The organism is Geodermatophilus sp. SYSU D00815 (assembly GCF_054050035.1).
The window spans coordinates 164,622-186,066 of the sequence record NZ_JBJGYO010000007.1 but is presented as its reverse complement, the minus strand read 5'-3'; the positions used below and the strand labels follow the sequence as shown (position 1 = coordinate 186,066).

Genomic DNA, 21,445 nt, shown 5'->3' with positions numbered 1-21,445 from the left:
ACCTCCACCGGCCGAGGTTACGTGCGTGTGTCCGCACCCGGGTGTGCAACCGGACACGCCGCGACCGCGAGCGCCCGTCCGGCGGGCCGGGCGCCGTCGTCCCCATGGCCAACCCGTCGGGGGGACGGCGCCATTCCCACCGGGAACGGCGGTTCCGGGGATGGCGTTGATCCCGACGTGCAGCGCTGGAACAACGGACTCAAGACCGCCCTGCTCCTGGGGCTCATGGGTGCCCTCATCCTCGCCGCCGGAGCCCTGATCGGTGGCCGGGGCGGCCTGTTCATCGCACTCGTCATCGCCCTGGCGGTCAACGGGTTCGCGTACTTCAACTCCGACAAGCTGGCGCTGCGGGCCATGCGCGCCTTCCCGGTCACCGAGACGCAGGCGCCGCAGCTCTACGCCATGGTCCGCGAGCTGGCCACCGAGGCCCGCCAGCCCGTGCCGCGCCTATACGTCAGCCCGGCCGCGCAGCCCAACGCCTTCGCCACCGGCCGCAACCCGCGCAACGCCGCCGTCTGCTGCACCCAGGGGATCCTCGAGCTCCTCGACCGCCGCGAGCTGCGCGCCGTCCTCGCCCACGAGCTGTCCCACGTCTACAACCGCGACATCCTGATCAGCTCCGTGGCCGGCGCCATGGCGACCGTCATCACGTACCTGGCCCACATGGCGATGTTCGCCTCGCTGTTCGGCGGCCGGTCCGACGAGCGCGACGGCGGCAACGCCCTGGGCAGCCTGCTGCTGGTCCTGCTCGGCCCGATCGCGGCGGGCGTGGTGCAGATGGCGGTCAGCCGCAGCCGCGAGTACCAGGCGGACGCCTCCGGCGCGCGGCTCAGCTCCGACCCGCTGGCGCTGGCGAGCGCGCTGCGCAAGATCGAGCGCGGCGCGGCGGCGCGGCCGCTGCCGCAGGACGACCGGCTGGTGACCCAGAGCCACCTGATGATCGCCAACCCGTTCCGCGGGCAGGGGCTGGCCTCGCTGTTCTCGACGCACCCGCCGATGGCGCAGCGGATCGCCCGGCTCGAGCAGATCGCCCGCGAGCAGGGCCGGCTCTGACGCCGTCGCACGTCTCGCACCGGTGGCGTCCCGCCGCCACCGATGACTTCCGCGGTCGCTCGGCGTCAACCCTCCGACGCGAGCGGCCGGAGCACCCCGGCCGCGGACCGGCAGGAGGGGATCCGGTGCCCGAGCTGATGGTGGACTTCATCACCTCCCTGGACGGCTACGGTGCGGCCGAGGGCTGGCCCGGCTTCTGGGGCATGGAAGGGCCGGAGTACCTGGGCTAGCTCGACGAGCAGGAGGAGCACACCGCCCTCATGGGGGCGACGACCTACCGGCTCATGTCGGGGTTCGCCGAGCGGACGCCCGGCGAGACCGGCATCGCGGAGCTGACCGCGCAGCCCAAGGTGGTCTTCTCCTCCACCCTGCGGGCGCCGCTGTCGTGGGCCAACACCGAGCTGGTCGACGGCGACGCGGTCGAGACCGTGCGGGCCATGAAGCAGGACGGCCCCCGTCCGATGCGCACTCTCGGCAGCATCGCGCTGAGCCGGTCGCTCCTGCGGGCCGGCCTGGTCGACCGCTACCGGGTCGTCGTCTTCCCCGTCATCACCGGCGCCACCGGCACCGACCGGGTCTACGACGGCTACCCCGACGTCGCCCTCGAGCTGGTCGACCACCGCACCTTCGACGGCAGGCTGCAGCTGCTCGAGTACGTCCCCACGGTGCTCGACGCGCCGCCCGGCGCCGGGAACGGGCCGGGCGGCTGAGCGCCGTCAGCGGTAGTTGTCGAACTGCAGGGCGACGTCGAGGTCCTTGCCGCGGAGCAGCTGCTGGACCGCCTGCAGGTCGTCCCGCTTCTTGCCGCTCACGCGCAGCTGGTCGCCCTGGATCTGGGCCTGGACGCCCTTCGGGCCCTCGTCGCGGATGATCTTGGCGATCTTCTTGGCGACGTCGGACTCGATGCCCTGCTTGATCCGCGCGCTGATCTTGTACGACTTGCCGGAGGACTGCGGCTCGCCGGCGTCGAGGGACTTCAGCGAGATCTTCCGCTTGACCAGCTTGTCCTTGAACACGTCGAGCGCGGCGGTGACCCGCTCCTCGGTGTCGGCCTGCAGCACGACGGCCTCCTCGCCGGACCAGGCGATGCTGGCGTTGGTGCCCCGGAAGTCGAACCGCTGCGCCAGCTCCTTGGCGGCCTGGTTGAGCGCGTTGTCCACCTCCTGGCGGTCGACCTTGCTCACCACGTCGAAGGACGAGTCGGCCATGGCTTCTCCTCCGCTCTGGGGAGGCGCCCCGGACACCCCGAGGTCGCCGTCCACCGTTCTTGTACGCTGCTCCGGTACCACCGCACGGCGGGTTGCCCGAGTGGCCAAAGGGAGCGGACTGTAAATCCGTCGGCTCAGCCTACGAAGGTTCGAATCCTTCACCCGCCACGCCTCGGTACGACGGCCCCCGACCGGTCCCGGTCGGGGGCCGTCGCCTCTCGGAGCGCGGCCCTTTTCGAAGCACGGCCGTTCTCAGGGCACGGTCGGCGCCCGGGCGCTGGCGACGGCGGTCCGCTCCAGCGGCTGCCCGCCGAGGAACAGCCAGCCGAACGCGATCTCCGCGTACCGGGTGCAGCGCACGGTCACCTCGACGCCGTCGGTCTCGGCCGACCAGGCGTCCAGCCGCGCGCCGCCGTCGGCGAGCTGGTCGGCGACGGCGGCCTGCGCGGTGGCCCGGCTGAGCGGGAGCTGCGCCCCCACGCCGGAGGCGTAGACCGCGGCCTCGTCGGCCTGGTCGGCGGCGGCCAGCGCGGCGCCGTCGCAGACGGCCTGCACCTCCTGCTGCTCGAGGAAGGCGTCGGACGCGGCGACGGCGCCGAACGCCATGAGCGCGGCCACCGTCCAGCAGACGAGCACGAACGGCAGGCTCGAGCCGCGCTCGCCCCGCCGTTCCGGTACCACCCCGTCCGTTGGCACGCGCGCAGCGTAGATGATCACCGGTCGCTGTCCACAATCTGTGGACAGCGGTTGTGGACGGTGGGGATGTCCCGGCCGCGCGCGTGGTCGGGGGCCTGCCGCCCTGTGGACGGCGGCAGCAGCGCGACCGACGGCGCGGCCACACTCCGCCGCATGACGATCGAGGTGCCGCCCGAGCAGCTCTACGCGCTCGCCGACGCGTTGCGCGCCCAAGGGGACGAGGCCGACGACGTGGCCGCCCGGCTGGCCCCCGCCCCGGTGCCCGCCGGGCCGCTGGCCGCCGCCGTGGAGGCGTTCCTCGAGGCGCACCGCACGGCGGGGACGGCCGTGGCGGGTGAGCTGCGCCGGCTGGCCGGCGCCGTCGCCGCGGTCACCGACTCGTGGCTCGGGCTGGACGGGTCGCTGCTGCCGGTGCCGGGGCGGGCGGCGCCGCGGTGACCGAGCCCGTCCCGGTGCCCCTCGACCCGCCGCCCGGCGACCCGGCCGCCCGGTCCCACCTCGCCGCGGCGTCTGAGCGGGGCGCCCGGAGGCCGGCGCCGACGACATCGGGGCTCTCCGCACGTGCGCGGCCCGCCGGCCCGGGTATGCAGCAGCGGCGGGGGTCGGTCCCGCCCGCCCGCGTTCCCCCGTACCGGTGACTCCATGTCTGTCTTCAGTCACTCAACGTGGCGACGCGACACGCCGGCACGCGGGCGTGATCAACGGTGCTTGCCCGAACGGGTGACGGGAAGCAATGTCTCCGGCGCGGTCCGTACCGAACGACGCTCTGCCCCCGCGCGTGGGTGACTGCCGCACCAAAGCAGTCGTTCATGCCTGAGGAGGCGTCATGCAGCGTGCAACCGGTTCGATCCGTGGCGGGAAGTGGGGTCGTGGCGGCAAGTGGGGTCGCGGCGGCAAGTGGGGCCGCACCTCGGCCCGCTAGCCCTCCCACCCCGCCCGGCTCGTCGCCGGCCCCGCCGTCCCGGGCCCGCTGACGAGCCGGGCGCGCCGGCCCGCGTCTGACCTGCCCCTTTCGGGAGGGGTGGCGGCGAAACCGGCCCATGGCTGACCTGCTCGCTGTTAGCCTCGGCGCCGCTCATCTTCCCCGGGGAATGCAGGTGTCAGTGCCCGACAAGGACAGCCGCGCGCGCTCGTGGTCGCCGGCGCTGCACAGTCCCTGGACGGCGGCCCTCCTCGTCTCCGTCGCGGCGGTCATCGCCTTCGGCGTCGTGCTCGCGCACGAGCCCTTCCACTTCGACCTGCTGCCGTTCGCGGGTGTGGTCGTGGGCATCGTGGCCGCCGAGTCCATCAACGTCCACTTCGAGTTCCGCCGGCAGACCTTCTTCTGGTCGGCGAGCGAGCTGGCGCTGGTCATGTCGCTGGTGGCCGTGGGCGGCAGCGAGACGGCGATCGCCCGGGCCCTCGGCATGGGCTGCGTCCTGGTCATCCAGGGCTACGCGCGGCCGAAGGTCGTCTTCAACATGGCGATCGCGGTGCTCGAGGTCTGCGTCGCGGTGTCGGTGCTCACCCTGCTCCCCGTCGGTGGGCTGCTGACCCCGGGGACCTGGTTCTCCTACGTCCTCGCCATCTTCACGGCCAACGTCGTCGGCGCCCTGCTGATCGCGGGGGCCATCACCCTGACGCAGGGGTACCCGGGGCGGCCGCTGTGGGCCAGCCTGTTCGTACCCGTCGTGGTCGTCAGCCCGATCGCCGTCGTCGTCGGGCTGGCCCTCCTCGTGCTGCTCGACGCCACCGCGTGGGCGTGGCTGCTCATCACGCCGCTCGTCGCCGCGCTGGCGCTCCTCTACCGCCGCTTCGCCCAGGTGACCAGGGAGGGCGACCGCCTCGAGCGGGTGTACGACTTCGCGCGCCGGGTCGAGCAGATCCCGGCCGACGAGGACGGCGCCCGCCAGATCGTCCTCGCCGTCCGAGACCTGCTCAACGCCGAGCGGGTGGCCCTCTGGCTGCCCCCGTACCTCGACGAGGAGCCGCGGCTGGTGGTCGCCGCCGAGGACGGCGCGGTCTGGTACGACGGGCCCGGCGACCCCGACGACCTGTTCCGCCGCCGGGCCGTGGAGGCGGCGGCCGAGGGGCCGGTGCACGCCTCGCTCGCGCGCGCCGACGCGCAGGAGGCCGCCGCGCTGGCCCGCCGCGGCGCCTCCGACCTCATCGGCGCCGCCGTGGTGACCGCCGCGGGCGAGCCGGGCTACCTCGAGGTCTGCGACCGGCGCAGCGACGTCGTCAACTTCGGCGAGGGCGACCGCGCCGCCCTCGAGAGCATGCTCACGCACGTCAACGCGGCGATCCGCCAGCAGCAGCTGCTGACCCAGATCCGCTACGACGCCGACCACGACCGGCTGACCGGGCTGCCGAACCGGCAGCGGCTGGCGGCGGAGATCGACGCGCTGCTGGCGGCCGACCCGGTGGCCGCGCGCGCCGGGCTCATCCTCGCCGCCCTCGACAACTACACCGAGGTCACCGACACGCTCGGCCACGCCGCCAGCGACGAGCTGCTGCTGGTCACCGCGGGCCTGCTGCGGGAGCACGCGCCGCCGCAGGCGCTGCTGGCCCGCATGGAGGGCGACCGGTTCGCCGTCCTGCTGCCGGGCCTGTCGCTGGCCGCCACCGAGCGCGCCGCCCGCCGGCTGCGGGAGGCCACCTCGACCCGGGCCCGCGTGGCCGGCCTGGACCTGGAGATCACGCTGAGCATCGGCGTGGCCGCCGCCCCGGTGCACGGGGCCGACTCCGGCACGCTCATGCAGCGGGCGGACGTCGCGCTGCTGGCCGCGTCGGGCTCCAGCGGCGTGGCCAGCTACCACCCGGTCCTCGACCAGCAGAGCCTGCGCCGCCTGCAGCTGGGCACCGAGATCGAGCAGGCCATGGCCGACGGGCACATCTCCGTCGTCTTCCAGCCGATCATCGACGCCCGGACGTCGGACATCGTCTCGGTCGAGACGCTGGTCCGCTGGGCGCACCCGCGCTACGGGGCCATCCCGCCGGACGACTTCATCCACCTGGCCGAGCAGATCGGCCGGATCGGGCCGCTGACCGACCACGTGCTCGACCTGGCGCTGGCCCGCTGCCGCCGCTGGCTCGACCAGGACATCGCGCTGTCGGTGGCGGTGAACCTCTCCGCCCGCTGCCTCACCGAGCCCGACCTCGTCGACCGCGTGCGGCGGGCGCTGCGCCGGCACGGCGTCCCGGGGGAGCTGCTCACCCTGGAGCTCACCGAGGGCAGCGTCATCGACGACACGGTGCGCAACAGCTCCGTGCTGACCGACCTGCACGCCCTGGGCCTGCGGCTGTCGATGGACGACTTCGGGACCGGCTACTCCTCGCTGTCCCAGCTGCGCCAGCTGCCGATCGACGAGGTGAAGATCGACAAGTCCTTCGTGCTGGGGATGTCGACCAGCCAGGGGGAGTCGTTCATCGCCCGCTCGATCATCGAGCTGGCGCACAACCTCGGCCTGCGCGTCGTCGCCGAGGGCGTGGAGGACGAGCTGACCCGCAACCTGCTGGCCGAGATGGGCTGCGACAAGCTGCAGGGCTTCCTGGTCAGCCGGCCGCTGCCCGACGAGCGGCTGGAGAGCTGGCTGCTCGCCCGCACCGGCGTGCGGTCCGCCGCGCCGGGTGCCACCCACCGGCGGCTGTTCGTCCGCACCTGACGACCCGTCCGCCGCACCCGGGGCAGGCCGCCGGGCGGGCGTCGACGGAGCGGCTGTTACAGTCGAACCGCGCGGTCCGAGGGGGTTCGCAGGTCGCCGAGAGCGGCTTGGTAGAGTCTCCGACGCAGCCGAGCACGCCCCTTTAGCTCAGTCGGCAGAGCGTCTCCATGGTAAGGAGAAGGTCTACGGTTCGATTCCGTAAAGGGGCTCGTAAGATCGAGAAGTGACCGACCGGTCCTGTCGCGAGACCGGGCCGCGCGGTCGTCCCGGCGGTGTAGCTCAGCCTGGCAGAGCAAGCGGCTCATAATCGCTGTGTCACCGGTTCAAATCCGGTCACCGCTACTCCCCACGGACCCCCTCGGGGGTCCGTCGTCGTGTCGGCAACCCCGCCGGCACGCGGGCCGCCCGGGGGGCGCGCCCGACCGACAAGGCTAGGAGCACACCGTGGCAGCCACCGACATCCGTCCGAAGATCACCCTGGCCTGCCAGGAGTGCAAGAACCGCAACTACATCACCCGCAAGAACCGGCGCAACGACCCCGACCGGCTCGAGCTGAAGAAGTACTGCCCGCACGACCGCAAGCACACGGTCCACCGCGAGACCCGCTGACGCGCGGTCTCGCCGGGACGCGGGAGGGCGGGAGCATGGCGCTGGACCCAGGGTTGGTCGGGCGCAGCTACCCGCCCTCCGCCGTCTACGAGGTCGGCCGGGCCAAGATCGCCGAGTTCGCCGCCGCGATCGGTGACCCCGACCCCGTCTTCCGCGACGCCGGGGCCGCGCGGGCGGCCGGGCACCCCGACGTCGTCGCGCCGCCCACCTTCGCCATCGTGGTCAGCCTCGAGGCGGCCACCAGCGTGCTCGACGACCCCGACGTCGCCCTCGACTACAGCCGGGTGGTGCACGGCGAGCAGAAGTTCACCCACCACCGCCCGATCCGGGCCGGTGACCGGCTGGTGGCACGGACGAGCATCGAAGCCGTGCGGCACGTGGCGGGGAATGACCTGCTGACCACCCGCGTCGAGCTGGCCACCGAGGACGGCGAGGCCGTCTGCACGGCCACCTCGATGCTGGTCGCCCGGGGGGCGTGATGGACCTCGAGGTGGGCACCGAGCTGCCCGAGCAGACCTACCCCGTCACCCGCGCAGACCTCGTCCGCTACGCCGGCGCCTCCGGGGACTTCAACCCCATCCACTGGAACCAGCGCGTGGCCACCTCCGTGGGCCTGCCCGACGTCATCGCCCACGGGATGCTCACCATGGCGCTCGCCGGCCGCGCGGTCACCTCGTGGGCCGGCGACCCGGCCGCGCTGGTCGACTACCACGTCCGGTTCGGCCGGCCCGTCGTCGTCCCGGACGACGACACCGGCACGACGGTCACGGTCCGTGGCAGGGTCGCCGCCGTGCTCGACGACGACCGCTACCGGGTCGACCTGACCGTCACCAGCGCCGGCGAGAAGGTCCTCTCCCTCGCCCGGGCCGTCGTCCACCTCCCGTGAGGTGGCTGCGCGGCGGGGCGGCCCTGGCCGCCCTGCTGGTGCTGCCCGGCTGCACGTCGTTCGTCGACGGCATGCCGGCCCCCGCGGCGGCGCCGGGGAGCGGTGCGCCGGCGGACCAGGGGTTCACCTGCCCCGCCCAGCGCGCCGAGCCCGATCCCGACCGCCCGGTGGTCGACCTCGACTTCCGGCTCTCCGACGACGGGACGACGGTCACCGGCACGGAGACCGTCACCTTCACGCCCGACCTCGACACCGACCGGCTCGTCTTCCGGCTGGTGCCCAACGCGCCGCCGTCGTCCGCGGCCGGCAACCGGCTCACCGTCGACGAGGTGCGCGGCGACGACGTCGACCGGGGGCGCTACGTCGCCGCCGAGGCCGCCGACCCCGGCGGCCTCTACGAGGTCACGCTCGGCGACGAGCTGGCCGCGGGCGACTCCACCGAGGTGGAGCTGGACTTCACGCTGCGGCTCGGCGAGGGCGAGTTCGACCGGTTCGGCACCGACGACGGCCTCTCCTGGTGGGCCAGCGGCTTCCCGCTGCTGGCGTGGGAACCGGGCGTCGGGTGGGCCGAGGACCCGTTCGTGGAGCTGCAGGGCGAGACGGCGAGCAGCCCCGTCGCCGACACCACGATCAGCGTGTCGGTGCCCGAGGCGCTCACCGTGCTCATGACCGGCGACCAGGCCGAGCCGTCGGCGCCCGAGGGCGGCCGGCGCACCTGGACCTCCGCCGAGCCCGTCGCCCGCGACGTCAGCGTCGCCGTCGGGGACTTCACCACCGAGGAGCGCACGACCGAGGGCGGTACCCGCGTCACCGTCGGCGTGCTGCCGGGTGGCGACCTCGAGCCGGGGCAGCTGGCCGACTGGACGGTGCAGGCGGTCACCGACCTCGCGGGCAGGTTCGGCCCGTTCCCCTACGAAACGCTCACCGTGCCGCTGCTGCCCTCCTACGGCGGCGGCATCGAGTACCCGAGCAGCATCCTCATGGCCGCGCCCAACCGGGACGTGCTCGTGCACGAGGTGGGGCACATGTGGTTCTACGGGATGGTCGGCGACTCGCAGTTCCGCGACCCGTGGCTCGACGAGGCGTTCGCCACGTACGCCGAGTCGGTCGGCGCGTCGGTCGACGAGGGCGCGGTGGACCGCGCGCTGCGGCTGCCCGGCGAGGTGGGCGCGTCGATGGACGAGTTCGGCGACGACGACGCGTACTTCTCGACCGTCTACGGCAAGGGCGGCGCCGCGCTGCTGGCGGCCCGTGAGGCCGCCGGCGCGGAGGCGTTCGACGCGGCGATGCGCTGCTACGTCGACGCGAACGCCTGGACGATCGCCACCCCGGCCGACGTCGCGGCCGCGTTCGCCCAGGCGCCCGACGCGCTGGCCGTGCTGCTGGAGGCCGGCGCGGTGCGCAAGGAGTCCCTGACCCGCTGAGCGCCGGGCCCGCTGCCCCGCAGCGCGGCCGGACGGCGGGGCCTCAGCCGGCCGCCCCCAGGAGGCGCTGTAGCCGGCCGACGCCCTCGACGAGGTCGTCGTCGCCGAGGGCGTAGGACAGCCGCAGGTAGCCCGGCGTGCCGAACGCCTCGCCGGGCACGACCGCGACCTCGGCCCGCTCGAGGACGATCTCGGCCAGCTCGACGGTGTCCTGCGCCGTGCGGCCGCCGATGTCGCGGCCGAGCAGCCCCTTCACCGACGGGTAGACGTAGAACGCGCCCTGCGGCTCCGGGCAGGCGACGCCGGGGATCTCGCGGAGCATCGAGACGATGGTCCGCCGGCGGCGGTCGAACGCCTCCCGCATCGTCGCCACCGCCGACAGGTCGCCGGTGAGGGCGGCCACCGCGGCGGCCTGGGAGACGTTGGCCACGTTGCTCGTGGCGTGGGACTGCAGGTTGGTGGCCGCCTTGACCACGTCCGCGGGGCCGATGACCCAGCCGACGCGCCAGCCGGTCATCGCGTAGGTCTTGGCCACGCCGTTGACGACGACGCAGCGGTCGGCCAGCTCGGGGACGACGACCGGCATCGACGGCGCCGTCACCCCGTCGTAGGTGAGGTGCTCGTAGATCTCGTCGGTGAGCACCCACAGCCCCGCCTCCAGGGCCCAGCGACCGATCTCCTCGACCTGCTCGGCCGGGTAGACGGCGCCGGTGGGGTTCGACGGCGAGCAGAACAGCAGCGCCTTGGTGCGCGGCGTGCGGGCCGCCTCCAGCTGGGCGGCCGACACCAGGTAGCCGCTCTGCTCGTCGGCGACCACCGGCACCGGCACGCCGCCGGCCAGCCGGATCGCCTCCGGGTAGGTGGTCCAGTACGGCGCGGGCAGGAGCACCTCGTCGCCCGGGTCGAGCATCGTGGCGAACGCCTCGTAGACGGCCTGCTTGCCGCCGTTGGTGACCAGCACGTTCGCCGGGGTGGTCGACAGGCCCGAGTCGCGAGCCGTCTTGGCGACGATGGCCTCCTTGAGCGCCGGCAGGCCGCCCGCGGGGGTGTACCGGTGCATGGCCGGCTGGCGGCAGGCGGCGACGGCGGCCTCGACGATGTAGTCGGGCGTCGGGAAGTCCGGCTCGCCGGCGCCGAAGCCGATGACCGGCTTGCCGGCCGCCTTGAGCGCCTTCGCCTTGGCGTCGACCGCCAGGGTCGCCGACTCGGTGATGGCGGCGATGCGGCGGGAGACACGGCGCTGCGCGGGCGGCAGCTGGGACAGGGCGGGCTCCGAGGAGGAGACGGCGGTCATGCGCTCATCGTGTCAAAGACCACCCCCGCCCCGCCCGCGAGTACCGGGCCCGGACGGAGGTTGGCTGTCGCCCCGCCCGGTCCCGTACACTGGCAGCCCTGGGGCAGTTGACCCCGCCACCGGCGTGCCCCGGATCCACTTCCGCGGGCCCGGCGCTGCCGTGGCGAGGTGCGCGGTCCCGGGCGGCCCCGGCGGGGGTCGCCAGAGGGGTGTAGCTCAATTGGCAGAGCAGCGGTCTCCAAAACCGCAGGCTGCAGGTTCAAGTCCTGTCACCCCTGCCAGCACCACACGCGACAGACGGTCTCTCCGCCGGGGCGGCCACCACCACGAGGCGAGCGAGGCGCAGTGAGCGACGAGAAGCCGGGACGCGACGACGAGGCGCGCACGGGCTCCGACGCCGAGCTGACCGACGAGCAGCTCGACGCCGAGGCTCCCGGGGTCGAGGACGCCGCCGAGCTGGAGGCCGCCGAGGACGAGGTGGCCGCCGAGGCCGCGGAGGACGAGGACAAGGTCGTCGCCCCCACGCGCCGCCGGCGCGGCCGGATCACCGCCGGTGACGACGACGAGGACGACGAGGCGGCGCCCCGCACCCGCCGGGCGGCGCGCGAGCGCACCCCGTCGCGGCCGGCCGCGCGGGCCGGTGCGGGGACCCGGCCGCGTGCGGCCGCCGAGAAGGCCCGCGCCGGCGAGGCGCGGCAGAAGCGCAGCCTGCGCCGGTTCCTGCGCGAGGTGGTCGCCGAGCTGCGCAAGGTGATCTGGCCCGGCCGCCGCGAGCTGATCACCTACACGACCGTCGTCATCATCTTCGTGGCGTTCATCGTCGCGCTGGTGGCGGGCCTGGACCTCCTGTTCGCCCAGGGCGTGCTCGCCGTCTTCGGCTGAGCAGCCGGCCCCGACGCCCGTAGCAGACAAGGAAGAAGAACTGCCGTGACCGATCCCCGCGAGCCCTTCGAGACCGACAGCGCCGTCCCGGGCACCGACCTCGACGACGCGCGGTTCGACGTGCGCGGGTCCGTGGACGTCGAGACCGACGCCGGCGAGCCCGGCTCCGCCGAGGGCTCCACCGACACCGCCGACCTGGACACCGCCACGGAGGTCGCCGACGTGACCCCGGAGGTGGAGGGCGGCGACCCCGAGAGCCTGGTCACCGACCCGCTGGCCGCGCCGGCGCCGTCGTCGGACGCCGACGCGGTCGAGGACGAGGAGACCGACCCGGCCGAGGCCATGCGCAAGAAGCTGCGGATGCTGCCGGGCGACTGGTACGTCGTGCACTCCTACGCCGGCTACGAGAACAAGGTGAAGACCAACCTCGAGGCGCGCATCCAGTCGCTGGACGTCGAGGACTACATCTACCAGATCGAGGTGCCCACCGAGGAGGTCACCGAGATCAAGAACGGCAAGCGCGCGCAGGTCAACCGCAAGGTCCTGCCCGGCTACCTGCTGGTCCGCATGGAGCTCAACGACGAGTCGTGGGGCGCGGTCCGCAACACCCCGGGCGTCACCGGCTTCGTCGGCGCCACCTCCAAGCCCTCGCCGCTGACCATCGACGAGGTCGTGAAGATCCTGGCGCCGGCCGTCGCCCCGCAGGCGGCGAAGACGCCGGAGGCCGCCACGACCGGCGGGGCCGCACCCTCGGGCACCGCCACCGCCGTCGTCGACTTCGAGGTCGGCGAGTCGGTCACCGTGATGGACGGGCCGTTCGCGACCCTGCCCGCCACGATCAACGAGATCAACGCCGAGCAGCAGAAGCTGCAGGTGCTCGTCTCCATCTTCGGCCGGGAGACGCCGGTCGAGCTCTCGTTCAACCAGGTCTCGAAGTTGTAGGACCTCGGTGCCCCCCGCCCCACGCCCCGCGCGGGGCGGGCCCCCGCACCGAGGCCTTCCAGCCCGGACCAGGCACATCCAGCCAGTCAGAAGAAGAAGGAAGTCATGCCCCCCAGGAAGCGGTTGACCGCGGTCATCAAGCTCCAGATCAACGCCGGCGCGGCCACCCCCGCGCCGCCCGTGGGTCCGGCGCTGGGCCAGCACGGCGTCAACATCATGGAGTTCTGCAAGGCGTACAACGCCGCGACCGAGTCGCAGCGCGGCAACGTCATCCCGGTCGAGATCTCGGTCTTCGAGGACCGCTCGTTCACCTTCGTCACCAAGACCCCGCCGGCCGCGCGCATGCTGCTCAAGGCCGCGGGCGTGGAGAAGGGCTCCGGCGAGCCGCACAAGACCAAGGTCGCCACGGTCACCCGTGACCAGGTCCGCGAGATCGCGCAGACCAAGATGGCCGACCTCAACGCCAACGACCTCGACCAGGCCGAGAAGATCATCGCCGGTACCGCCCGGTCGATGGGCATCACGGTCACCGGCTGAGCGTTGCACCCCCGGAGCACCCGCTCCGGTTCCAGCAATCGTGGGAGGGCCGCGCCAGGCCCGCACGACCACACGACCCGTGCTCCCGCCCGAGGGCGGGAGCCGGATGGAGGAGCACCACCATGGCGAAGCACGGCAAGAAGTTCCTCGAGGCGGCCAAGAAGGTCGACCGGGAGAACCTGTACACCCCGCTGCAGGCGGTCACCCTGGCCAAGGAGACCTCGCCGACGAGCTACGACGCCACCGTCGAGGTGGCCATGCGGCTCGGCGTGGACCCGCGCAAGGCCGACCAGATGGTCCGCGGCACGGTGAACCTGCCGCACGGCACCGGCAAGACCGCCCGCGTCATCGTCTTCGCGACCGGTGACAAGGCCGCCGAGGCCGAGGCCGCCGGCGCCGACGTCGTCGGCTCGGACGACCTGATCGAGCGCATCCAGGGCGGCTTCCTGGACTTCGACGCCGCGATCGCGACCCCCGACCAGATGGCCAAGGTCGGCCGGATCGCCCGCATCCTCGGCCCGCGCGGCCTCATGCCGAACCCGAAGACCGGCACGGTGACCCCCGACGTGGCCAAGGCCGTCACCGACATCAAGGGCGGGAAGATCAACTTCCGCGTCGACAAGCAGGCCAACCTGCACCTGGTGATCGGCAAGACGTCGTTCGACCGGACCAAGCTGGTCGAGAACTACGCCGCCGCCCTCGACGAGGTGCTGCGGGCGAAGCCGGCCGCCGCCAAGGGTCGGTACCTGAAGAAGGTCACCTTCTCCACCACCATGGGCCCCGGCATCCCGGTGGACCCCAACCGCACCCGCAACCTGACGGTGGACGAGGCCTCGGCCTGAGCCGGAGTCCCCGAAGGGCCCCGCAGCGCACCCGCGCCGCGGGGCCCTTCCGCGTGCAGGCAGCGCCCGCTGCGCCGAGATCACGCGATCCCGGCGGCCGGTCAGGGGCCGCGGCAGGCCGCCCTGGCGGGCGTGTACCCTTGTCGACGTTCCCCCCAAGACCGCTGGTCGTCGCACGCTGCGCGTGCGATCGAAGGTCCCGGATCCCGGGCGGCCCGCGCAGGAGGACGGTTCGACCGACGTGGTGCCGTGCGCGCCGCGTCCCTCGCCCCGTGCGCCTGCGCCGGGGCGTTCGTCTTTCCCGGGGTCGGTCGATCGCTCCCGTCGTCGGTGCCAGAGGTCGCCCGACAGACGAGAGGAGGCCCATGCCCACGCAGGCGAAGGCCGCCGTGATCGACGAGATCACCGAGCGGTTCCAGAAGTCCAGCGCGGCCGTGCTCACCGAGTACCGCGGGCTGACCGTGGCGCAGCTGACCCAGCTGCGTCGTTCCCTCGGTGAGGGCAGCAGCTACGCCGTCGTCAAGAACACCCTGACGAAGCGGGCGGCGGAGGAGGTCGGCTTCGCCGACCTCGGCCCGCTGCTCAACGGCCCGACCGCGATCGCCTTCATCGAGGGCGACCCGGTCAGCGCCGCCAAGGCCATCCGCGACTTCGCCCGGGCGAACCCGCTGTTGGTGGTCAAGGGCGGTGTGGTCGACGGCCGCACCGTCGACGCCGGTGAGGTCACCCGCCTGGCCGACGTCGAGCCGCGCGAGGTCCTGCTGGCCAAGCTGGCCGGCGCGATGAAGGGCAACCTGAGCAAGGCCGCCGGCCTGTTCCAGGCCCCGCTGTCGCAGGTCGCCCGCCTGGCCGCCGCGCTGCAGGAGAAGAAGCCCGCCGAGGGCCCTGCCGCCGGCGACGAGGCCCCCGCCGCCGACACCGCTGCTGACACCACCCCCGACACCGCTGCCGCCGACGCTGAGACCTCAGCGCCGGCCAGCACCGACTGACCCCCGAGAAGGAGAGAACCATGGCCAAGCTGTCCACCGCGGAGCTGCTCGACGCGTTCAAGGAGATGACGCTGCTCGAGCTGTCCGACTTCGTGAAGCAGTTCGAGGAGACCTTCGAGGTCACCGCCGCTGCTCCGGTCGCCGTCGCGGCCGCCCCGGCCGCCGGTGGCGGCGGTGGCGACGCCGGTGCCGCCGCTGCCGAGGAGCAGGACGAGTTCGACGTCATCCTCGAGAGCGCCGGTGACAAGAAGATCCAGGTCATCAAGGAGGTGCGCGGCCTGACCTCGCTCGGCCTCAAGGAGGCCAAGGACCTGGTCGACGGCGCGCCGAAGCCGGTCCTGGAGAAGGTCGCCAAGGACGTCGCCGAGAAGGCCAAGGCCGCCCTCGAGGGCGCCGGCGCCAGCGTCACCGTCAAGTGAAGGACCCCGGCGCCCCCCAGCCCTCGCTCCGCTCGGGCCGGGTCCCTGCGCCGGGGCCGTTCCATCCCGTCGCGTCCGTCGCCGGGTAGCACCACCCAGTCCCCAGGGGCCGTCCTCCACGTGGAGGGCGGCCCCTGCGGCGTTCCCGGGCGCGTCGCCCGTCCGGGTGACCGTCCCGGATCGCAGCGTGACGTGCGTAACCCCGACGACGGGCCGTCGTTGCTGACCGGTAGAGGTCAGCAGCGCCGAGGCGGCGCCAGGAGCGGGGGAGGTCGTACGTGGGCGTCGCGGTCGAGGTCCAGGGGCTGACCAAGTCGTTCGGCAGCCAGAACATCTGGACCGACGTCACGCTCACCCTGCCCCCCGGCGAGATCTCGGTGCTGCTGGGGCCCTCCGGCACGGGCAAGTCGGTGTTCCTCAAGTCGCTGGTCGGCCTGCTCAAGCCGGAGCAGGGCTCGATCACCATCGACGGCGTCGACATCGTGCGCGCTCCCGAGCGCGACCTGTACGAGATCCGCAAGCTCTTCGGCGTCCTGTTCCAGGACGGCGCGCTGTTCGGGTCGATGGACCTGTTCGACAACATCGCCTTCCCGCTGCGCGAGCACACGCGCAAGGGCGAGTCGGAGATCCGCGGCATCGTCCTCGAGAAGATGGAGATGGTCGGTCTCCAGGGCGCCGAGGGGAAGCTGCCCGGTGAGATCTCCGGTGGCATGCGCAAGCGCGCCGGCCTGGCCCGCGCCCTGGTCCTCGACCCCGAGATCGTGCTGTTCGACGAGCCCGACTCCGGCCTCGACCCGGTCCGCGTCGCCTACCTCAACCAGCTGATCGTCGACCTCAACGCGCAGATCGACGCCACCTTCCTCATCGTCACCCACGACATCGGCACCGCGCGGACGGTGCCCGACAACCTGGGCCTGCTGTTCCGCCGCAACCTGGTCATGTTCGGCCCGCGCGAGCAGCTGCTCACCAGCCGGGAACCCGTCGTCCGCCAGTTCCTCAACGGCCGGCGCGAGGGCCCGATCGGCATGAGCGAGGAGAAGGACGTCGCCCAGGTCGCCGCCGAGATGGCGGCGCTGGAGGCCCGCGGCGGCGACCGGCACGACGGCGTCGGCCCCAAGGGCGCCTCCGGCGGGGACGCCGTCCCGCCGCAGCTGGCCCCCTCCCCGGGGCTGCCCGAGCGGGCGGCGCAGCGGCGCCGCCAGGAACGGGTCGCCCGCATGCTTCACCAGTTCGACCCGGCCACCGCCGAGGCGATCCGCGCCTCGCTGCCCGAGGACCTGCTCGCCCCCGCCGGCGCCGGCACCTCCCGGCCCACCCCCGGACCGCGCGGCCGGCACTGGGCCCCCGAGCCCGACGCCCCGCCGCCGACCGACCCGGTCGGGGAGCCCGCCGGCGCGGGCGCGCGTCGTCCCTGGTGGGCCGGCTCGCGGGGCGAGGGATGACGGCCGGCGGCGAGCGCGAGGCCCCCGGCCTCCTCGACGGCAGGTTCTCGCCGACCCGGCCGCTGGCGGCCAGCGGCAACCTGTTCGCCTTCGCCCTCGACGTCCTCCGGGCGCTGCCGCGGCGGCCGTTCCAGTTCCGCGAGTTCGTGCAGCAGACCTGGTTCGTCGCGAGCGTGACCATCCTGCCGACGGCGCTGGTGGCCATCCCCTTCGGCGCCGTCATCGCCCTGCAGCTGGGCTCGCTGACCCGCCAGCTCGGCGCGCAGTCGTTCACCGGGTCGGCGTCGGTGCTGGCCGTGCTGCGCGAGGCGAGCCCGATCGTCACCGCGCTGCTCATCGCCGGCGCCGGCGGCTCGGCCATCTGCGCCGACCTCGGCGCGCGCAAGATCCGCGACGAGATCGACGCCATGGAGGTGCTGGGCATCAGCCCGATCCAGCGCCTCGTCGTCCCCCGGGTGCTCGCGGCGATGGTCGTCGCCGTCCTGCTCAACGGGCTGGTCAGCGTGGTCGGCGTCGCCGGGGGCTACTTCTTCAACGTCATCCTGCAGGGCGGCACGCCCGGGGCCTACCTGGCGTCGTTCAGCGCGCTCGCGCAGGTCGCCGACTTCTGGTCCGGCGAGATCAAGGCGCTGGTCTTCGGCCTGATCGCGGCGATCGTCGCCTCGCACAAGGGGCTGCGGGCCGGCGGCGGGCCCAAGGGCGTCGGCGACGCGGTGAACCAGTCCGTCGTCATCACGTTCCTGCTGCTGTTCGCGGTGAACTTCGTGATCACGGCGATCTACTTCCAGCTCGTCCCGCCGAAGGGGCAGTGACATGGCGCTGCTCTCACCGGCGGACCGCATCCGCCTCCGGTTCCGCAGGCTGCGCCGCGTCGGCCGCAAGCCGCTGCAGGTCCTGGACGACCTGGGCGACCAGCTCGGCTTCTACGGCCGGGCGCTGGCGTGGACGCCGCGGACCCTGCGCCGGTACAAGAAGGAGACGGTGCGGCTGCTGGCCGAGGTCACCTTCGGCACCGGCGCGCTCGCGGTCATCGGCGGCACCGTCGGCGTCATCGCCTTCCTGTCGTTCTTCACCGGCACCGAGGTCGGCCTGCAGGGCTACGCCGCCCTCGACCAGCTCGGCACCTCGGCCTTCACCGGCTTCCTCTCCGCGTACTTCAACACCCGCGAGATCGCCCCGCTGGTCGCCGGCCTGGCGCTCTCGGCGACGGTCGGCTGCGGGTTCACCGCGCAGATCGGCGCCATGCGGATCAACGAGGAGATCGACGCCCTCGAGGTCATGGGCGTGCCGTCGCTGCCGTTCCTGGTGACGACGCGGATCATCGCCGGCTTCGTCGCCGTCGTCCCGCTGTACGTGCTGGGCCTGCTCACCAGCTACTTCGCCACCCGGACCATCGCGACCCAGGCCTACGGGCAGTCGGCGGGGACCTACGACCACTACTTCAACCTGTTCCTGCCGCCGCAGGACGTGCTGTGGTCGTTCGTCAAGGTGCTCGTCTTCGCCGTCGTGATCATCCTGACGCACTGCTACTACGGCTACCGGGCCAGCGGCGGTCCCGCGGGCGTGGGCCTGGCGGTCGGTCGCGCGGTGCGGTTCTCGATCGTCGCGGTGAACGTGATCGACCTGTTCCTGTCGCTGGCCATCTGGGGCTCCACCACGACCGTGCGGATCGCGGGGTGAGCGCATGACCTCGTCCCGGGCAACGACGGTCCGGCGCCGGCTGCAGGGCGTGGCGTTCCTGCTCGTCCTGGTGGCCCTGCTCGGGCTGGCGGTGGCGCAGTACCAGAAGGCCTTCACCGACGTCGCCACGGTGACCCTGCGCACCGACACCGCCGGCAACCAGCTGCAGGAGGCCTCCGACGTCAAGGTCCGGGGTGTGCGCGTCGGCGAGGTGCGCGAGGTCCGCGCCGACCTCGACGGCGCCACGATCGAGCTGGCGATCGACCCCGAGCACCTGGCGCGGATCCCGGCCGACGTGACCGCGCGGGTGCTGCCCAAGACGCTGTTCGGCGAGCGGTTCGTCAGCCTGGTGCCGCCGGAGGACCCGTCGGGGGAGCCGCTGGCCGACGGCGCCGTCATCGGGCAGGACCGCACCGAGAACGCCATCGAGCTGCAGCGGGTGATCGACGACCTGCTGCCGCTGCTGCGGGCGGTGCCGCCGCAGCGGCTGTCGTACACGCTCGGCGCCGTGGCCGACGCGCTGCGCGGCCGGGGCGACGCGCTCGGCGCGAACCTGGCGGACGTCGGCAGCTACGTCGGCCGGCTCACCACCGTGCTGCCGGACCTGCAGGCCGACATCTCCGGGATCGCCGACGTCGCCGACACCTACGAGGGCGCGGCCGAGGACCTGCTCGCCGTCCTGGACGACCTGGCCGTCACCACCACGACGATCGTCGACCAGGCCGAGCAGCTGCGGCGCACGTTCACCGTCGTCGGGAGCTCGTCGGTGACCGCGGCGCAGTTCCTCGAGGCCAACGAGCGCAACCTCATCTCGCTGGCCGAGACCTCGCTGCCGGTGCTGGGCGTCCTCGCCGAGTACTCCCCGGTCTACCCGTGCCTGCTGGACGGCCTGACCCGGTTCAACCCGATGATCACCGAGGCCTTCGGCGGGGACGGCGACCCGGCGCTGAACCTGAACATCTCGGTGGTCCTGCCGCCGCGCAACCCGTACGTGCCCGGCGACCAGCCGTCCTACGACGACCGGTCCGGCCCGGACTGCCAGGGGCTGGACGACATCGACGCGCTCGTCGCCGCCGCGGCGCGGGGCGAGTACTACTGCCCGGACCCGCCCGCGGACGGCGTCGACTCGACCGACAACCCGGTCTCCGGCAACCCGCGGTGCCTGGGCGGCACCGGTCCCGACGACGTCCCGGCCGGCGCCGGCGAGCCCAACCCGACGGCGGGGGAGTCGGCCGGGGTGGGCCTGGCCGGGACCACCGCGGAACTGGACTTCGTGAAGAGCATCCTCGGCTACCAGACCGGCGTCGCCCCCGACGACGTCTCCGACCTGTCCGCCTCCCAGCTGGCGCCGCTGCTGCGCGGGACGGAGGTGGTGTTCCGGTGAGGAGCCTCGCGGGGCCGCTGACCAAGCTGGCCGCCTTCGCGCTCGTGACCGTCCTGGCCAGCTACGTGCTGATCACCACGATCACGAACGAGGGCTACGGGGAGCAGGTCCCCTACCGGGCGCAGTTCACCGACGTCGCCGGGCTGGTCGAGGGCGACGAGGTGCGCATCGCCGGCGTGCGGGTGGGTCAGGTCACCGGCATCGGGCTCGCGGAGGGGGCCGGCACCCCCGTCGCCGAGGTGGAGCTCGAGGTCTCCCGCGACGTGCCGCTGCCGGCCGCCGTCGAGGCCACGATCCGCTACCGCAACCTGGTGGGCCAGCGGTACGTGGCGCTCACCGAGGGGGAGGGCTCGGCCGGGCGCACCCTCCGGGAGGGGGAGGTCATCCCGCTGGACCGCACCTCGCCCGCGCTGGACCTCACCACGCTGTTCGGCGGGTTCCAGCCGCTGTTCCAGGCGCTCTCGCCGGCCGACGTGAACCGGCTGTCGTTCGAGATCATCCAGGTGTTCCAGGGCGAGGGCGGCACCGTGGAGAGCCTGCTCGGCCACATCGCGTCGCTGTCGTCGTCCCTGGCCGACAAGGACGCGGTGATCGGCAGCGTCATCGACAACCTGACCACGGTCATGAGCAGCGTCGCCGCGCGCGACCAGCAGCTCGGCGACCTGATCGTCAGCCTGCAGCAGTTCGTCACCGGCCTGGCGGCGGACAAGGACGCGATCTTCGACTCGCTGCGGACCGTCGACACCCTCGCGGCCACCACCAGCGGCCTGCTCGAGCAGGCCCGGCCGCCGCTGGCCGCCGACATCGAGCAGCTGGGCGTGCTGGCGGGCAACGTGGCCGACACCGGCGACGTGCTGGAGGGCTTCCTGCAGCTGGCGCCCACCAAGATCGACCTGATCACCAGGACCGCCATCAACGGCAGCTGGTTCAACTTCTTCGTCTGCGGGGCCTCGGGCTTCGTCGTCCTGCCCGGCAGCGGCCCCAGCACGACCGACGGCATCACCGTGCCGGCCGGTGGGCTGGGCAACGGCGAGGCGGGGTGCGGCTGATGGCCCGGCAGTCCAAGCCCTTCCGCGACCGCGACCCCGTGGTCGTCGGCGCGATCAGCCTGACCGTGATCGCCGCCCTGGTGCTGCTGGCGTTCAACGCGCGGTCGCTGCCGCTCATCGGCGGCGGGACCGTCTACACCGCCCGGTTCTCGGAGGCCGCCGGGCTGCAGCCCGACGACCCGGTGCGGGTCGCCGGCGTCAAGGTCGGGCAGGTCGAGAGCCTGTCCCTGGACGACGGCGCGGTGGCGGTGGCGTTCCGGGTGCGGGACACCCTCGTCGGCGACGCCTCCGAGGCGGCCATCAAGATCGAGACCGTGCTGGGGGCCAAGTACCTGGCGCTGGGGGGGGGGGGGGCGGCCCCCCCCCCCCCCCCCCCCCCCCCCCCCCCCCCCCCCCCCCCCCCCCCCCCCCCCCCCCCCCCCCCCCCCCGGGCGCCCCCCCCCCCCCCCCCCCCCCCCCCCCCCC

The 21,445-nt window shown here is 73.4% G+C and carries 22 protein-coding genes, 4 tRNA genes and 1 pseudogene; 24 read left to right on the top strand and 3 right to left on the bottom strand.

The window, feature by feature from the left end; translation table 11 throughout:
• Positions 1 to 177 precede the first annotated feature (177 nt).
• Together htpX and ACI78S_RS11055 are read left to right on the top strand one after the other, a co-directional pair.
• The gene (htpX, locus tag ACI78S_RS11060; RefSeq protein WP_456973117.1) at positions 178 to 1,053 is read left to right on the top strand and encodes a zinc metalloprotease HtpX; all 876 of its coding nucleotides are present in this window, start codon (positions 178 to 180) and stop codon (positions 1,051 to 1,053) included.
• Between the two features lie 260 nt (positions 1,054 to 1,313).
• A complete protein-coding gene (locus ACI78S_RS11055; protein ID WP_456973115.1) occupies positions 1,314 to 1,763 on the top strand; it encodes a dihydrofolate reductase family protein in 450 nt (149 codons plus the stop codon).
• Between the two features lie 6 nt (positions 1,764 to 1,769).
• On the opposite strand, the gene ACI78S_RS11050 is transcribed toward ACI78S_RS11055, so the two are convergent.
• The gene (locus ACI78S_RS11050; RefSeq protein ID WP_456973113.1) at positions 1,770 to 2,261 is read right to left on the bottom strand and encodes a YajQ family cyclic di-GMP-binding protein; all 492 of its coding nucleotides are present in this window, start codon (positions 2,259 to 2,261) and stop codon (positions 1,770 to 1,772) included.
• A gap of 86 nt (positions 2,262 to 2,347) precedes the next feature.
• Here ACI78S_RS11050 and ACI78S_RS11045 point away from each other — a divergent pair.
• Positions 2,348 to 2,429 (top strand) — tRNA-Tyr (locus ACI78S_RS11045).
• 84 nt (positions 2,430 to 2,513) lie between these two features.
• Here ACI78S_RS11045 and ACI78S_RS11040 read toward each other — a convergent pair.
• Positions 2,514 to 2,957 (bottom strand): pilus assembly protein TadG-related protein, encoded by a 444-nt coding sequence (locus ACI78S_RS11040; protein WP_456973111.1) that lies wholly within the window; start codon positions 2,955 to 2,957, stop codon positions 2,514 to 2,516.
• A 153-nt stretch (positions 2,958 to 3,110) separates the two neighbouring features.
• On the opposite strand from ACI78S_RS11040, the gene ACI78S_RS11035 reads away from it, so the two are divergent.
• From ACI78S_RS11035 to ACI78S_RS11000, 8 genes are all read left to right on the top strand, one after another.
• Positions 3,111 to 3,395, top strand: coding sequence for a hypothetical protein (locus ACI78S_RS11035; RefSeq protein ID WP_456973109.1), 285 nt, complete (start codon positions 3,111 to 3,113; stop codon positions 3,393 to 3,395).
• 659 nt (positions 3,396 to 4,054) lie between these two features.
• Positions 4,055 to 6,601, top strand: a complete 2,547-nt coding sequence (locus ACI78S_RS11030) for a putative bifunctional diguanylate cyclase/phosphodiesterase (protein WP_456973107.1) — start codon at positions 4,055 to 4,057, stop codon at positions 6,599 to 6,601.
• Positions 6,602 to 6,737: 136 nt separating this feature from the next.
• Positions 6,738 to 6,810, top strand: a tRNA-Thr gene (locus ACI78S_RS11025).
• Positions 6,811 to 6,869: 59 nt separating this feature from the next.
• Positions 6,870 to 6,943 (top strand) — tRNA-Met (locus tag ACI78S_RS11020).
• Between the two features lie 102 nt (positions 6,944 to 7,045).
• A complete protein-coding gene (rpmG, locus tag ACI78S_RS11015) occupies positions 7,046 to 7,210 on the top strand; it encodes a 50S ribosomal protein L33 (RefSeq protein WP_448626809.1) in 165 nt (54 codons plus the stop codon).
• A 35-nt stretch (positions 7,211 to 7,245) separates the two neighbouring features.
• Complete coding sequence (locus ACI78S_RS11010) at positions 7,246 to 7,689, top strand: FAS1-like dehydratase domain-containing protein (RefSeq protein WP_456973104.1); 444 nt, start codon at positions 7,246 to 7,248, stop codon at positions 7,687 to 7,689.
• The gene (locus ACI78S_RS11005) at positions 7,689 to 8,096 is read left to right on the top strand and encodes a MaoC family dehydratase (protein ID WP_456973102.1); all 408 of its coding nucleotides are present in this window, start codon (positions 7,689 to 7,691) and stop codon (positions 8,094 to 8,096) included. Before ACI78S_RS11010 ends, ACI78S_RS11005 begins: the two co-directional genes overlap by 1 nt.
• Complete coding sequence (locus ACI78S_RS11000; protein ID WP_456973100.1) at positions 8,093 to 9,520, top strand: peptidase M1; 1,428 nt, start codon at positions 8,093 to 8,095, stop codon at positions 9,518 to 9,520. Before ACI78S_RS11005 ends, ACI78S_RS11000 begins: the two co-directional genes overlap by 4 nt.
• A gap of 43 nt (positions 9,521 to 9,563) precedes the next feature.
• On the opposite strand, the gene ACI78S_RS10995 is transcribed toward ACI78S_RS11000, so the two are convergent.
• Positions 9,564 to 10,814: a pyridoxal phosphate-dependent aminotransferase gene (locus ACI78S_RS10995; RefSeq protein WP_456973098.1), complete on the bottom strand. Its 1,251-nt coding sequence runs from the start codon at positions 10,812 to 10,814 to the stop codon at positions 9,564 to 9,566.
• 205 nt (positions 10,815 to 11,019) lie between these two features.
• Between ACI78S_RS10995 and ACI78S_RS10990 the strand changes: the two genes are divergently transcribed.
• The 13 genes and pseudogenes from ACI78S_RS10990 to ACI78S_RS10930 form a co-directional block, all read left to right on the top strand.
• A tRNA-Trp gene (locus ACI78S_RS10990) sits at positions 11,020 to 11,095 on the top strand.
• Positions 11,096 to 11,159: 64 nt separating this feature from the next.
• Positions 11,160 to 11,696: a preprotein translocase subunit SecE gene (gene secE / locus ACI78S_RS10985; RefSeq protein WP_456973096.1), complete on the top strand. Its 537-nt coding sequence runs from the start codon at positions 11,160 to 11,162 to the stop codon at positions 11,694 to 11,696.
• Positions 11,697 to 11,741: 45 nt separating this feature from the next.
• Complete coding sequence (gene nusG / locus ACI78S_RS10980; RefSeq protein WP_456973094.1) at positions 11,742 to 12,638, top strand: transcription termination/antitermination protein NusG; 897 nt, start codon at positions 11,742 to 11,744, stop codon at positions 12,636 to 12,638.
• A gap of 105 nt (positions 12,639 to 12,743) precedes the next feature.
• Positions 12,744 to 13,175, top strand: coding sequence for a 50S ribosomal protein L11 (gene rplK, locus ACI78S_RS10975; RefSeq protein WP_376870709.1), 432 nt, complete (start codon positions 12,744 to 12,746; stop codon positions 13,173 to 13,175).
• Between the two features lie 122 nt (positions 13,176 to 13,297).
• The gene (gene rplA, locus ACI78S_RS10970) at positions 13,298 to 14,017 is read left to right on the top strand and encodes a 50S ribosomal protein L1 (RefSeq protein WP_456973091.1); all 720 of its coding nucleotides are present in this window, start codon (positions 13,298 to 13,300) and stop codon (positions 14,015 to 14,017) included.
• A gap of 365 nt (positions 14,018 to 14,382) precedes the next feature.
• Positions 14,383 to 15,006 carry a 50S ribosomal protein L10 gene (gene rplJ, locus ACI78S_RS10965; RefSeq protein ID WP_456973089.1) on the top strand — a complete coding sequence of 208 codons (624 nt, stop codon included), beginning with the start codon at positions 14,383 to 14,385 and terminating at the stop codon, positions 15,004 to 15,006.
• Positions 15,007 to 15,026: 20 nt separating this feature from the next.
• Positions 15,027 to 15,425: a 50S ribosomal protein L7/L12 gene (gene rplL, locus ACI78S_RS10960; RefSeq protein ID WP_456973087.1), complete on the top strand. Its 399-nt coding sequence runs from the start codon at positions 15,027 to 15,029 to the stop codon at positions 15,423 to 15,425.
• A gap of 278 nt (positions 15,426 to 15,703) precedes the next feature.
• A complete protein-coding gene (locus tag ACI78S_RS10955; protein WP_456973085.1) occupies positions 15,704 to 16,867 on the top strand; it encodes an ATP-binding cassette domain-containing protein in 1,164 nt (387 codons plus the stop codon).
• Positions 16,864 to 17,679, top strand: a complete 816-nt coding sequence (locus tag ACI78S_RS10950) for an MlaE family ABC transporter permease (RefSeq protein WP_456973083.1) — start codon at positions 16,864 to 16,866, stop codon at positions 17,677 to 17,679. The genes ACI78S_RS10955 and ACI78S_RS10950 overlap by 4 nt, the downstream gene beginning before the upstream one ends.
• A 1-nt stretch (position 17,680) precedes the next feature.
• Positions 17,681 to 18,547, top strand: a complete 867-nt coding sequence (locus tag ACI78S_RS10945) for an MlaE family ABC transporter permease (protein WP_456973081.1) — start codon at positions 17,681 to 17,683, stop codon at positions 18,545 to 18,547.
• A gap of 4 nt (positions 18,548 to 18,551) precedes the next feature.
• Entirely contained in the window at positions 18,552 to 19,931 is a 1,380-nt protein-coding gene (locus ACI78S_RS10940) for an MCE family protein (protein ID WP_456973079.1), read from the top strand.
• Positions 19,928 to 20,980, top strand: a complete 1,053-nt coding sequence (locus ACI78S_RS10935) for an MCE family protein (RefSeq protein WP_456973077.1) — start codon at positions 19,928 to 19,930, stop codon at positions 20,978 to 20,980. The genes ACI78S_RS10940 and ACI78S_RS10935 overlap by 4 nt, the downstream gene beginning before the upstream one ends.
• Positions 20,980 to 21,261, top strand: a pseudogene (locus ACI78S_RS10930) (MlaD family protein); the annotation flags it as partial. The gene ACI78S_RS10935 and the pseudogene ACI78S_RS10930, both read left to right, overlap by 1 nt.
• Positions 21,262 to 21,445: the final 184 nt, after the last annotated feature.